11 protein-coding genes are annotated in these 13142 nt (G+C 66.4%); 8 read left to right on the top strand and 3 right to left on the bottom strand.

The window, feature by feature from the left end; all coding sequences use genetic code 11:
* Nucleotides 1–188: 188 nt before the first annotated feature.
* From AC1Q7Q_RS23110 to AC1Q7Q_RS23090, 5 genes are all read left to right on the top strand, one after another.
* The gene (locus tag AC1Q7Q_RS23110) at nt 189–1403 is read left to right on the top strand and encodes a glycosyltransferase (protein ID WP_492371819.1); all 1215 of its coding nucleotides are present in this window, start codon (nt 189–191) and stop codon (nt 1401–1403) included.
* Nucleotides 1404–1540: 137 nt separating this feature from the next.
* Nucleotides 1541–2677 carry an acyltransferase family protein gene (locus AC1Q7Q_RS23105; RefSeq protein WP_492371820.1) on the top strand — a complete coding sequence of 379 codons (1137 nt, stop codon included), beginning with the start codon at nt 1541–1543 and terminating at the stop codon, nt 2675–2677.
* A gap of 258 nt (nt 2678–2935) precedes the next feature.
* Nucleotides 2936–3661, top strand: a complete 726-nt coding sequence (locus AC1Q7Q_RS23100) for a DapH/DapD/GlmU-related protein (protein ID WP_492371821.1) — start codon at nt 2936–2938, stop codon at nt 3659–3661.
* 10 nt (nt 3662–3671) lie between these two features.
* On the top strand, nt 3672–4814 hold the full coding sequence (locus tag AC1Q7Q_RS23095; RefSeq protein ID WP_492371822.1) for an acyltransferase family protein: 1143 nt from the start codon (nt 3672–3674) through the stop codon (nt 4812–4814).
* Nucleotides 4815–4959: 145 nt separating this feature from the next.
* A complete protein-coding gene (locus AC1Q7Q_RS23090; protein WP_492371823.1) occupies nt 4960–5433 on the top strand; it encodes a transposase in 474 nt (157 codons plus the stop codon).
* Nucleotides 5434–5554: 121 nt separating this feature from the next.
* Here the strand turns inward: AC1Q7Q_RS23090 and AC1Q7Q_RS23085 are convergent, their stop codons facing one another.
* Both AC1Q7Q_RS23085 and AC1Q7Q_RS23080 read right to left on the bottom strand, forming a co-directional pair.
* On the bottom strand, nt 5555–8017 hold the full coding sequence (locus AC1Q7Q_RS23085; RefSeq protein ID WP_492371824.1) for a hypothetical protein: 2463 nt from the start codon (nt 8015–8017) through the stop codon (nt 5555–5557).
* Between the two features lie 427 nt (nt 8018–8444).
* Complete coding sequence (locus tag AC1Q7Q_RS23080) at nt 8445–9095, bottom strand: phosphatase PAP2 family protein (RefSeq protein WP_492371825.1); 651 nt, start codon at nt 9093–9095, stop codon at nt 8445–8447.
* 292 nt (nt 9096–9387) lie between these two features.
* Here AC1Q7Q_RS23080 and galU point away from each other — a divergent pair, with 292 nt between their 5' ends.
* Nucleotides 9388–10389 carry a UTP--glucose-1-phosphate uridylyltransferase GalU gene (galU, locus tag AC1Q7Q_RS23075; RefSeq protein ID WP_492371826.1) on the top strand — a complete coding sequence of 334 codons (1002 nt, stop codon included), beginning with the start codon at nt 9388–9390 and terminating at the stop codon, nt 10387–10389.
* Between the two features lie 57 nt (nt 10390–10446).
* On the opposite strand, the gene AC1Q7Q_RS23070 is transcribed toward galU, so the two are convergent.
* The gene (locus AC1Q7Q_RS23070; protein ID WP_492371827.1) at nt 10447–10899 is read right to left on the bottom strand and encodes a GDP-mannose mannosyl hydrolase; all 453 of its coding nucleotides are present in this window, start codon (nt 10897–10899) and stop codon (nt 10447–10449) included.
* Between the two features lie 498 nt (nt 10900–11397).
* Here AC1Q7Q_RS23070 and AC1Q7Q_RS23065 point away from each other — a divergent pair, with 498 nt between their 5' ends.
* Complete coding sequence (locus tag AC1Q7Q_RS23065) at nt 11398–11589, top strand: hypothetical protein (protein WP_492371828.1); 192 nt, start codon at nt 11398–11400, stop codon at nt 11587–11589.
* A gap of 438 nt (nt 11590–12027) precedes the next feature.
* Nucleotides 12028–12939, top strand: a complete 912-nt coding sequence (locus tag AC1Q7Q_RS23060; protein WP_492371829.1) for a LysR family transcriptional regulator — start codon at nt 12028–12030, stop codon at nt 12937–12939.
* Nucleotides 12940–13142: the final 203 nt, after the last annotated feature.

Raw genomic sequence — 13142 nt, 5'->3', positions numbered from 1 at the left:
AATCGCCATCGCCTAGCGTTAATCCGTCACTTGCGCGCAGCGCCCGGGTGGGCTTGCGCAATCGGGCCCCGCCTTTATCCGCCAAGCCGGCCCGCAAATTGGCGGCCGGCGCAAAGACGGCGGTGTTAGTGTGGCAACATCCGCAACCTGCAGCACACCGGGCTCGCCCCACCGTGCCTGGAGACGCGATGTCCGAGCCGACCGCACTGATCATCGAGCACGATTTCACCGGCCACCGGTGGCGCTACGTCGAATGGGCGGTGCAGGCCTACACGGAAGCCGGCTACCACTGCCTGGTGGTCACCGACCCCGGCAACCAGGCGCATCCGCTCGCCCAGCGCATGCTGGCCGCGCAGGATCCCGCCGCCGGCATCGTCGCCAGTATCGTCTTTACGCAGCCACCGCCCGCGGTAGGCAGCGGCCTCGGCAAGCTCAGCTATGTGCGTTTCTGGCGCACTTTCCGCCATGCCTTCCAGGTCGCCGCCGGCCTGCGCGACATCTCGCTGGTGCTGGTGCCCTATGCCGACTACTTCCTCTACGTGCTCCCGCTGCTTGGCTCGCCATTCGCCAAGGTGCCATGGGTCGGCATTACGATGCGCGCAAACTTCCATCACAGCAAGGTGGGCGTGAAGTCCCCGCACCAGCCGCTGGTGAACGCGATCAAGACGTGGTTGTTCCGGCGCGCCGTCGAGTCCGGCGGCATGAAGACGCTGCTGTCGATCGACCCGACGTTGCCGCAGTGGTACCCACGCGGCAACGGCCGCACCGCCCTCGCCTACCTGGCCGATCCCTGCCCCGACGCGCTCCCGGCCGATCCCGCTGCCGCCAGGCTGCGGCTGGGCCTGGGGTTGGGCCAAGGCCCGGGGCACAGCGCCGGCACCTACCTGCTGGTGTACGGCGCGGTCACGGAACGCAAGGGCATTTGCGAGCTGGTCACGGCGCTGGCCGGCCACCCACGCGCGCCCACGCTGGTGGTGGCCGGCCAGCAAGACCCGCAGACGCGCGCGTTCCTGCAGGCGGCCGCGCCCACGCTGTCGCCGCCGCCCGTGATCTTCGACCGCTTCATCACCAACGAGGAAGAGGCCGACCTGTTCTCCGCCTGCGACGCCGTCTGGCTCGGCTACAAGGGCCACTACGGCATGAGCGGCGTACTGGTGCAGGCCTACCGCTTTGGCAAGCCCGTGATCGCCACCACCGACGGCCTGATCGGCTGGTTCTGCCAGGGGCAGGAACTCGGGCCGGTGCTGGAAGACCTGTCCGGCCCCGCCATCCAGCGCGCGCTGGACCAGCTCTCCTGGCCCGTGGCGGCAGCCGCGCCGCCGGCCGCAGCCGCCAGGGCCCACCTGCTGGCCCGGCATACCTTGAGCGAATTCAAGCAGACCCTGCGCCGCGCGGCTGCCTGACGCTCGCTTCCGATACAAGCCGCACCCGTACGGGGTGCCGCTGCCCGCGCAGCCATGGCAACGCCATGGCCACGAATCCATATCACCCAGGGTCGACAGCACGCCGTGCGCAAACGCACCGGCAGGAGGCCCTTTGCATGCATCGCACCGCAGACGCGCGTTCCCACAGCCGCTTCGTCGAACTGGATTTCGTCAGGGGCCTTGCCATCATCGCCGTCATGGGCATTCACTTCCATACCGTCGACACCGGCAGCCGCCTGATCTGGCTGCTTGAATATCCCCTGAAGAATTTTGGGCGGGAAGCCGTCACGCTGTTTTTCACGCTCAGCGGATTCCTGGTGGGCGGGTTGCTGCTGCGGCAGTACGCGCAGACCGGCACCGTGGACACGTGGCGCTTCTTCATTCGCAGGATCTTCAAGATCTGGCCGGCCTACTACCTGCTGATCCTGGTCCACGCCCTGGCCGGCCATCATGCGCGCAGCACCTTCTTGCTGCAGAACGCGACGCATCTGCAGAACTATCTTGGCAGCTCCATCGCGCAGACCTGGAGCCTGGCGGTGGAAGAACACTTCTACCTGCTGCTGCCGATTGCACTGCTGCTGTGCGCGCGCTGGCGGCTGACGCCGGGACGGTTGCTATGGCTGCTGGCGACGGCGTGCGTGCTGGTCTTGCTGGCCCGCAGCGCGGCCGTCGCCGGCGGCGACCTCCGGGGCGCCTATGTGTACACGCAGTATCGCGTCGACAGCATGCTGTTTGGCGTGATGCTGGCAGTCCTGTACTGGCTGAAGCCCGGCCTCTACCACAAGCTGGCGGCACGGCGCGGCTGGCTGGCCGCCGCCGTGGCGGGACTGCTGGTATGGCTGTTGTTCTGCCAGGCCGATATCGTGGTCGAGGAGAGCATCGGCTTCACCATCCAGTCCATCGGCTTCATCGCCCTGATCGTGCTGGTGCTGGAGCATTCAGGCCGCCTGCGCGACAGCGTCGCGTACCGGGCCATCGCCTGGATAGGCGTGTATTCCTATGGCATCTATCTGTGGCATACGGTGGCGCGCACGCCCGGCGCCCTGATCATTCATGAGGCTTTGGCACATGGGCTGCCCCCGGCGATGGTCTGGGTGCTGGCGCTCGTCATGCAGTTCGCCATTGCGATCGCGGTGGGCTACCTGACCACCCGTGCCGTTGAACTGCCTTTCCTGCGGTTGCGCGACGCGCTCTTTCCGGCGGGCACGCGCGGCAACGCCGACATGCTTGGCAAGGGCAAGATCGGCGCCTGACCTCGCGGCCATGCCGCGTTGCGCGCCCGGCGTAGTGCGGAGCCGCCAAAACGCCCCTTGCGAAAGGCCAATCGCGCCAAATTGCCGGCCAGCCGCGTTTTCACGTTCGATAATTTTCCCGACAGGAACGTAATGAATGAATTCGCGTTCCCGCGAATGCAGGATGCAGGATGCAGCGCGCAATACGATGGATTCTTCCGCGCGGCGATGCCCAGCATTGCCGAGAGCGCCGCGGGGCCACCCAGTGAGAGGCGGAACATGGATACCGAAGCTTATGCCGATTGTCTCGATGTGGTCGGCGATCCACGCGGGGCTGGCCGTGACAGTAGCCGCGAGGCCAATCGTGAAAGCAGCCGCGAAGGCAACCGCGATGCAAGCCTCGCCAGCACACCGGGACATCGCGTCATCGACCTCACCCGCGCCGGCAAGGGCAACTACGTGCGCCGGCGCAGCCTGCTGGTCGAGGCGGCGTGGTTCCTGGTCGAAGCCGGCATCATCAACAATAAGCTGAATCCGTTCTCCGGGCTGCGCGTCGCCCTGCTGCGCCTGTTCGGTGCGCGTATCGGCCAGCACTGCCGGCTGGTTCACCCGCTGCGCGTCAAGTCGCCCTGGAACCTGGAAGTGGGTGATGGCTGCTGGTTCGGCGTGGACGTATGGATCTACAACCAGGCCAGCGTCCGCATCGGCTCCAACGTCTGCATCTCGCAAGGCAGCTTCCTGACGGCGGGCTCGCACGACCTGGACAGCAACATGGACTTGCATGTCGCGCCGATCGTGATCGAGGACGGTGTGTGGATCACGTCCAAGTGCGTCATCCAGAAAGGCATCACCATCGGCCGCTCGGCGGTGGTCACGCCGCTCTCGGTGGTGCATCACTCGCTCGAGGCCGAAGGCATCTACGGCGGCAATCCGTGCCGGTTCATCCGCAAGCGATTCGACCCGGCTGGCCACGCCGCCATCACAACCCCGTCCGGCACCCTATAAGGAGAACAGCATGGACTACCAGGCAAGCCGCGACGTCAATCCGACCAGCCGGTCCATCGAACTCGATTTCGTTCGCGGGCTGGCGATCATTGCCGTGATGGGAATGCACTTCCACACGGTCAGCACCGGCAGCCAGTGGGTCGCCCTGGTCGAGTATCCGCTCAAGAACTTTGGGCGCGAAGGGGTCAACCTGTTCTTCACGCTGAGTGGCTTCCTGGTCGGGGGGCTGTTGCTGCGCCAGTACGCGCAGAGCGGCAGCGTGGATGCGCGGCGCTTTATCATCCGCCGCATCTTCAAGATCTGGCCCGCCTACTACGCCCTGATCCTGTTCCATGTGCTGGCCGGCCGCCACCCGACCAGCACCTTCCTGTACCAGAATCTCACGCACATGCAGAACTACCTCGGCTCCTCCATTGCGCAGACCTGGAGCCTTGCCGTGGAAGAACACTTTTACCTGTTCCTGCCCGCGCTGGTGCTGCTGTTCGCCCGCCTGCGCGTGCGCGCCAACACCATCCTGTGGACCCTGGGCACCTTGTGCGTGGTGGTGCTGGCCGCGCGCTGCGCCGCGCTCGCCAGTGGCGAGCTGGAAGCAGCCTCCGCCTACACGCAATATCGCATCGACAGCCTGCTCGTCGGCGTCATGCTGGCCACGGTCTATTGGATGAAACCGGAACTGTACCGCCGCATCGCCGGGCAAAAGCTGCTGCTGCTGGCCGTGGTGGCAGGCACGGTCGTCTGGCTGGTATTCCTGCAGCGCAACCTGGTGCTCGAGGAGAGCATCGGCTACACCATCCAGGCCATCGGCTTTGCCGCGCTGATCGTGCTGGTGCTCGAATACTCCGGGGCGATACGCGGCGCCAGGCTATACCGCGCGGTGGCGTGGATCGGCGTGTATTCCTACGGCATCTATCTGTGGCACTCCGTGGCGCTGGCCCCGGGCGACGTGTTTATTCGCAAGGCAAGCACGTTCGGCATCCCCGTCATGGTGGCCTGGGGACTCGCCCTTGCGCTGCAGTTTGCCGTTGCGATCATCGCCGGCTATGCCGCCACGCGCGCGATCGAGTTCCCCTTCCTGCGCATTCGCGATGCGCTGTTCCCGGCCCGCCGCCGCGGCACACCTGCCGCACAGCCGGCCGAGCAGCACGCCGCGTGAGCTGACCCGACGCCGTCCCCGCGGGCGTAAGCCACGTGCCGCGCGGGACTCGAGTTACCGACTGCCAACACCCCAGGCCATGGCCTTGCCCCGGGGGAGGAAGGACAGCAACCGAGCGGCAACTGAGGAATCAAGGTGAATCACAGTGGCTAGATATACACAGTCCTTCAAGGAACGCGCCGTTGCGCGGATGCTGCCTCCCGAGAACGCCAGCGTTGCGCAGGTGTCCGCCGAGATGGGGATATCGCCGGCGGCGCTGGAGCGCTGGCGCGCGGTGGCCCTCGCCCCACCCCTGGCTAACCCGCCCGGCGCCGGCGAAGCGCGCCTGGATGCCGTGCTTGCCACCGGCGCCATGGGCGAGTTGCAGAAGACCGCCTGGTGCCGCGAGAATGCGATCGACCCGACCGAGCTGGAATGCTGGCGGCAAAGCGCCGCGGCGGCGCTGGCGGACAACCGCGGGATTGGCGCGGTGCGCAGGCGGCATGAGCAGGATCAGAAGCGGATTCGGGAGTTGGAGAGGGAGTTGAGGCGCAAGGAGCAGGCGTTGGCCGAAACCGCAACGTTGCTGGTGCTGACCAAGAATGTGACTTCGCTGTTTGCCGCGCCTGAGGATAAGTGATTGCGGTGAATGCGGGCCGCTGGCGCGGGTCCGCGACAGCAGCTAGCTCCCCCAAGCCCCCCAGCCACGATCACCTGCGCCGACGGCCGGATGCCCTGGCAAGAGCGGCCTCCCATGCCTCCTACCTCCCCACATACCCCTCCGGCGCCGTCACATTCCCCTGCGCCACGGAAGCATTGGTGGATATCACATAAACCGGCGTCTCCGTCAGAGCCAGTGCAACCTGTCCATTCGCGTAGGCCACGGACGCCGCATTCCCCATCATGTCGACCACCGTCACCTGCCCGCTGGACCCGGGCGCATCCACCTGCAGGCTATAGGCAACGTTATACGTCGCGCTGAACCCCGTAGCCGCGCTCCAGTTGGCATTGTTGTGCGCCCACAATGCCGTCACCACGCTGCCATTGTTGAGCCGCTGGAATGCATAGCCATAGACGCCGAACGGCAGCCCATTGAGCGGCCCCAGCGTATTGGTGCCGTCGATGAGCCGGGTCATCGCCGCTACTGCCAGCGCGGCGGGCTTCGGGCTGATCTTGGCGGGGCCGTAGGTGCCTTGCGGATTGACCAGGTCGAAGAACAAGCCGTAGCCGGCAGCGTCGGTGGGGATGTCCGTGGCGTAGAACATATAAGTCACGTCCGCGCCCTCTCCTAGCAGGATCAGGTGCGTGCGGGCGACCACTGCGCCATGTGCGTACAGGACGTTCTGCGTCGGGTAGTTCGGGCCATAAGCGGTGCCAAGGTCGTAGCTGATGCCAGTCTCGGTGACGAACAGCCGCGCGCCGCGCTTGAGCAGGGTCGCGACGGCATGGCGCAATTCGCGCATGGCGGCCGGCAGCGCGTTGGCGGCGTTGGAGGGATCGCTGTTGCCGACCAGGCGCTCTGGCGGATGCGAGGGCGAAGTGCCTACGTCGTAGTAGCCGTGCGCCGTCACGCCGTCGAGATACTGGGCAAAACCCAGCGGCGCCAGCCGGTTCAGCCAGACGGTGTTCTCGCGCACCATGGCGTTGGTGGTGCCCATGATCACCGCGCTCGGGTCGGTGCTGTGGACGCCCTGGAAGGTGGCCTTGTACATCGCGGTGAAGTTGGCATCGGTATCCAGCCACGGCAGGCCGCCGTTATAGTCGGGTTCCCAGGTGACCTGATAGTAGTTGGCCGATTGCGCGGGGAAATACCGGGTCCGCACCGTGTTCGACTCTTGCCCCACCCGGGTCATGTAGTCCTGGTAAGCGGGCAAGGATTGCGGCGCGTAGCTGTGGGTGGCCACGCCGGTGGGACTCGCCCAGGCGGGAATGCCGTCGAGCTGGATCAGCCGCATCAGGTCGCCGGGCTTGAAGTACGAGGCGAGGTGGTCCACCGCGGGATTGAACGTATTGGGGCCGTTGGGTTCTTCCACGTACCAGTTGCGGTTGTCGTTGGCCCACGACAGGCCCAGCGCGGGATAGAGCGGACGATAGCCGTCGCCATCGCAGCAGCCTTGCCCGGGCAGCAGGTAGGCCGCGCCTTGCCCGCCGAAGCGGTGCAGGTCCTGGCTGGCGTAGCTGACCGCTGGGAGCACCGAAGAAACGTCGGGCAGTACACCGAAGGTCGCAATACCGCTGGGCCGGGTGCCGCGTGCGAGCAGCGAGCCTGCGCCGGAGGCCAGGCTTGCCGACCCGGCGAAGTAGCCTGACAGCGTGGACGTGCAGTTCAGCGTCGACACGATCGCACCGGCGGCGACCGGAAACTGGCCGCTGGCGCGCACCTTGTTCCAGGTGTCGGAGATCTGCCAGTTCACCGTATCCGCGCTGCCGGCGCGGGTGGTCACGCTCACCTGGAAGGTACTGCCCGAGGCGAACATCCGCGTGCCGTCGCCGCCCGGGGTATCCATCTCGATAGCATCGCCGCCGCCCGCCGCGGCGACGCTGCCGGCAGGCGCGGTGCAACTGAGCGTGCCGCTGCCCGTCGGCGTCACTGGCGTGGTCGGGGTGGTGGGTGTCGTGGGCGTGGTGGGCGTGGTGGTACCGGTGTCCTCGTACGAACACGTCTTGCCGAAGCCGGGTGCGGGATCGCCGAACACGCCGTTGTTGCAGGCCACGCCATTGGTGAAGGTCAGGGTGACGTATTGCGTAGCGGTCCCGTAGCGGACCTGGCGTGTGCCGGAAAAGCTGCAGAAGCCGTTTTCCGAGCTGCAGGCAACCCAGGTGCTGGTGGCGGGGGGCGTCGTCGAGCCGCTCGTGCCGGAGTCGTACCAGCAACTCTTGGCAAACCCGGATGCGGGGTCGCCGAACACGCCGTTGTCGCAACTGGTGCCGCCGGTGAAGGTCTTGATGACGTACTGCGTATCGGTGCCGTACTTGACCTGGTGGGTGCCGGTGAAGGCGCAGGTCTGGTATTCCGAGGCGCACAGCGTCCAGGTGACGTCCGCTGGCTGCAGGGTTGCCGCGGGGGTTGCGCTGGTAGCGTCGCCGCTGCGGTCGCCGCCGCAACCCGCGATGGCAAACAACAGCAGCAACAGCAGCAACAGGATGCCGGCGCGCTGCAAGGCAACACGTATCCAAGGGCTCCCCGCAGCCGGGGCCGGGTTCGGGCTGGTAAGCGTCGACATGGCTTCCCCATCGTTTGGCCTGCGTCGGGTCAACGCGGGCGCAACAGTAACGCAGTAACGCAGTAACGCAGGGACCCCGTAGGCCCCCGAATGAATGGAAAAATGGCGGGCGCTGGACGCGCCTTGCTCGTGCAGCCTCTGGCCGAGGCGTTTTATTCGCGATGCCCCTGGCGCGGCCAGCCAGAGCAAGGCCGCAACGCAAGGCATGTGAGACGCGCGGCCTGCAAGACCTGCCGCGGCGGGGTTGAGTGAGCCCTCCGGCGTAGCTGGCAGGGTCCGGGCCGAACGAAGCCTGGCGCACCACGGTGGTGAGCACGCCGGATAGAAGTTTACCCACACGCCCCTGGCTCTGGCCGCCAGGATTTAGTGTTTATCGGACGAAGCCCGTGGCCAGTGCGCGCCGGGAACAGGCGGCGCACCGGCGGCACTAGTAGCAAATCACCGGGGCGTAATACGGCGAGTAGTGCCAGATGATCTGCTGGAATGGCGCATGGCGTCCGTAAGCCACCGTACAGAGCCCGAGCAGGGCAACGCCAGCGATCAGGCATTTGCCCAGCCGCTTCGGTGCGCCCTGGCAGGCGCGCAGCACCCAGAACGCGACGGCGCCGCCCAGAAGCCACCCGGCGATGACCTCGGCCGGTGTATGGGCGCCCAGGCGCACGCGGCTAAAGCAGATCAAGGCCGCCAGCATCACGCCGAGCACGAAGCCGGCCTGGCGCCACGAGGCCCGGAAGCTGCGCAACAGCGAGCCAAGGAACACGGACCACACCGCCGACGAGAGCATCGCGTGGCCGCTGATCACGCGCATGTCGAAGCGCTCCAGCACCGTGCCGCAGCCGGTGTGCAGCAGCTTGCTGGCCAGCACCAGCGCCGCGGCCGCCGCCAGGCACAGGGCCCAGCGCAGCGCCACCCGCCACCCGGTGCTTTGCAGCAGCCACAGGCCGGTGGTCAGCGCCAGCGGCAGCGTCACCGCGGCATCGCCGAGGTCTGTGATCCGGTACCAGTTCATCGTGTTTCCATCTGCTTGCGTTGGCGTGCGGGCGAGCGCGCCGCTGAGCTCGCCTTCGATCACCTTCATCGATCACCCTCATCGATCACCTTCTATGGCGCTGCCGGCTTCCCTGTTGGCGCCTTCCTGTTGGCGCCTCCCATTGGCCACAATGTATGCCCCTCGCGCGAGGCCAGGGCGGCGCGATGCATGCGCTGTCGGAATACAGCGAACTGTTGGCAGATAGCGCGCGCTGCGCAGCGATACGCTGGCTTCGCCACGGCTGGCTCCGGGACCATGCCATGCGGCAGGAGCCGCGCGCGCCAAGGCAACCGACCGGCAAGACGCCAAGCCTTTCAAACCAGACGACGGGGGTAGTTTCATGCTCAAGATCAGGAAAGCCGTATTCCCGGTGGCCGGCCTCGGCACGCGATTTCTGCCGGCCACCAAGGCCAGCCCGAAAGAGATGTTGCCGGTGGTCGACAAGCCACTGATCCAGTACGCCGTGGAAGAAGCGATGGCCGCGGGCATTACCGAGCTGATCTTTGTGACGGGGCGCAGCAAGCGCGCCATCGAGGATCACTTCGACAAGTCCTACGAGGTCGAGGCCGAACTGATGGCGCGCGGCAAGCAGCAATTGCTGGACCTGGTGCGCAGCATCAAGCCGGCCCACGTCGATTGCTTCTATGTGCGGCAGGCAGAGCCCCTGGGACTGGGCCACGCGGTGCGCTGCGCCAGCAAGCTGATCGGGGACGAGCCCTTCGCCGTGATACTGGCCGACGACCTGCTCGACGCGCGCACGCCTGTGCTCAAGCAGATGATCGAGGTGTTCGACCACTATCACAGCTCCGTCATCGGCGTGGAGGAGATCCAGCCGCAGGATTCACGCTCCTATGGCGTGATCGACGGCAAGCCTTGGGACGACCGCCTCTTCAAGATGTCCGGCATCGTGGAGAAGCCCGCGCCGGAAGTGGCACCGTCCAATCTTGGGGTGGTGGGGCGTTACGTGCTGATGCCCAGCATCTTCGAATTCCTCAACGCGCTCAAGCCGGGCGCCGGCGGCGAGTTACAGCTCACGGACGCCATCCAGGCGCTGCTGGCGCGCGAACAGGCGCTTGCCTACCGCTATGAGGGACGCCGCTTCGATTGCGGCAGCAAGCTGGGCTACCTGAAGGCCACCGTGGAGTTCGCGCTGCGCCATGCTGAAGTCAGCGCACCGTTCGCGCAGTACCTGCGCACCGAATGCGCCATCGTCGCGCAAGCCCTGGCCCAGGGCAACGACCGGCTGGCGCAAGCGGCAATCTCGACGCCCGGGCTCCAAACCGAAGCACAGCACGAAGCGGAAACCGAGAGCGATGCGCGCTTGATTCCGCTGGCCGCCTGACCCTGGCCGACGCCATCCCGGCGCGAAGCACCGGGGCCGTCTTGCAGCCGGCCCCGGTCAGCGGAAATATGCCCTTGTGTTCTCGTGCACCTCGCCATGCGCCAGCAGCTCGGCCGGCGTCATCCAGCAATACTCGCTGTGCTGGTCAGGTTGCCCGAGCGGCGCGCCGCCGGGCATGGTCCACGCATAGGCAAGCACCACGTAGTGCGTGGAGATGCCGGGCTCTGCGGCGAAGTTGTCCGGATAGTGATGTTCGAACACACCGCGCGGCGCGGCATCGCCGCGCTCGACCCCGGTGAGGCCAAGTTCGTCCGCCACGATGCGCCGGAACGCGGCATCCAGGCTCTCGTCCTTGCGGATGCGCCCGCCCGGCACGAACCACGACCCTTGGGCCGGCCGGTTACGGCGCCGGCCAAGCAACACCCGGCCTTGCACATCGGTGACAAGCAGGTCGATCGAGACCAGCGGGGTGTTGGCAACCACGGAGAGAAAATCCGATCTGGCAAGCATTGCGCGCGCGACTCCAAAATCGAAAGACTACCATCTGCTTGAACCTGCCTGAGCCTGCTTGAGCTAGCTACGGTCCGCTTCATTCCGCAGCAAGCGTGCTGCCCCGAAAAAAGAACAGCGCCGGCATGCATGCCGCGCAGGGGGGGCCCGGGAACACATCGTTCCGCCTTGGGGCTGGACCGAAACCCGTCGACACGACCCTGCCGGCGCAGAAAGACGCCTCGCCCACCGGGGGATAGGCGAGGCGCAAAGCACGGGCAAGTGGGTCAGACCTGTCCGCGACGTATGGAGCCTACCCGCGGCGAGGTGATTCGAAGGTGGGCTAGCGCACCAGGCGTTGCGCCCGGCGAACGAATGGCGGATGGCGACTGCCTGGCGCACCCAGTGCAGGCTATGCCTTAAAATTCTCCCGCCGCTGCCGTTATTTCACTGGCGGCCGACTGTCACTGGCCGCGCGCCAGATTGCGCCACCGCGCGCGACGATGCCCAGGAATTCCTATGCAATACGACCCGATACAGCTCGCCCAGCTCGGCTGCATCCTTATGGCAGTGCTGTGCACGGCACTTGCCATCCGGCGCAACCGCAAGCGGACCCGTGTCGACCATCGCATCTCCGAACTGGAGCGCCAGCTCCGCGAACGCGCGCCAACGCGCCACGACACGGCGGGCGAAGCGCGCATCTTCGGGTAAAGCCATGGGCTGGGCGCGCGCCCGGCGTGATACATGCCCCACGAAGCACACCGCGGCGCAAATGAGCGCGAGAACAGCGAGGGAAAATAGGGGCTTTTCCCCATACGATGCCCCAACGCTAGTACGTATCATCCGTCGCGTGACAAGTTGCAGCGCATAAGTTATTAAATCCGAAAGCTGGGCCACAAGCGGCTTTGCCGCCTGGAACGACTTGCTTGCCGGTCTTCGCAGCGTGACTCCAGCATTGCCCACACAGGCCATAGAGCCAATGGGGCAGGAGCAACGTGGTGTGGATGTCGCGGGGTGTAAAAGGCCATTCTTCGGAATGGCTTTTTTTATGGGCCGGCGCGTCGATGTGCCGCCCCCCGCACGGCGTCGTACCGGTCCTTATATACTCGGCCACATCATCAAGTGCCCGCACGGGCCGGGAGAGCGGGCGTGGATCGACTGCAGGCCATGAAGACCTTCGTCACCGTGGTGGAGGCAGGCGGCTTCACCGCCGCCGCGCGCAAGCTGGATATCTCGCTATCGGTGGTCAGCCGCATCGTCAACGAGCTGGAAACGCACCTGGGCGTGCGCCTGCTGACCCGTACCACGCGGCTGGTCCGCATGACCGACACCGGCGCGGCTTACTTCGAGAACTGCCGCCGCCTGCTGAGCGAGATCGACGAAGCCGAACTGGCGGCGACGGGCGCGCACGCGGCGCCGCGCGGCCAGCTTGCCATCACGGCTTCGGTGCTGTTTGGCGCCGCCTACGTGATGCCGATCGTCACCGAATACCTGAACCGCTACCCGGAAGTCGACGCGACCTGCCTGTTCCTGGACCGGATCGTGAACCTGGTCGATGAAGGCATCGACGTGGGCATCCGCATCGGGTCGCTGCCGGATTCGTCGCTGCAAGCCGTGCGCGTGGGCCAGGTGCGGCGCGTGGTGTGCGCGGCGCCGTCCTACCTGGCCAGCCACGGCGCGCCGCAAACCCCGGACGACCTCGCCGGCCATGCGACCATCCTGCCCAGTGGCGCCAGCAACACGGCGGAGTGGCGCTTCAACCGCGACGGCACGCCCGTGGTCACCCGGCTGCAGCCGCGCCTGACCACCACCACCAGTGACTCCGCAATTGCCGCCGCCGTGTCCGGCTTTGGCGTCGTGCGGTTGCTGTCGTACCAGGTGGCCAGGCAGCTGCGCGACGGCTCGCTGCGCATCGTGCTGGCCGACTTGGAGCCGCCGCCCCTGCCCATCAACGTGATCCACCGGGAAGGCCGCCATGCCACGCGCAAGGTCCGCGCCTTCCTGGACCTCGCCATCGAAACGCTGCGCGCGGACAGTACGCTGAACGCACCGGCAAGCTGACGGGGGCGCCAGGCGCCCGGATTCTTCTCGCAACGAGAATAGTGCCTTCTCGCCGGGGCCGTTTTTCGTGCTTCGGGACGCACCTATGATCCATCCACGCACACGGACCGGACACGGCGCAGGCAGGCCTTCTCCCAAGACCCCTTCAAGAACCCTTCGGTCCCTGTGCCAGCTGCCACCGGGCGGCGCCATTCACCCAACAC

The sequence above is a fragment of the Cupriavidus sp. GW823-FHT07A04 genome (assembly GCF_058794615.1).
The sequence above is the reverse complement of the archived record's forward strand: the minus strand, read 5'-3'. Positions and strand labels throughout refer to the sequence as shown.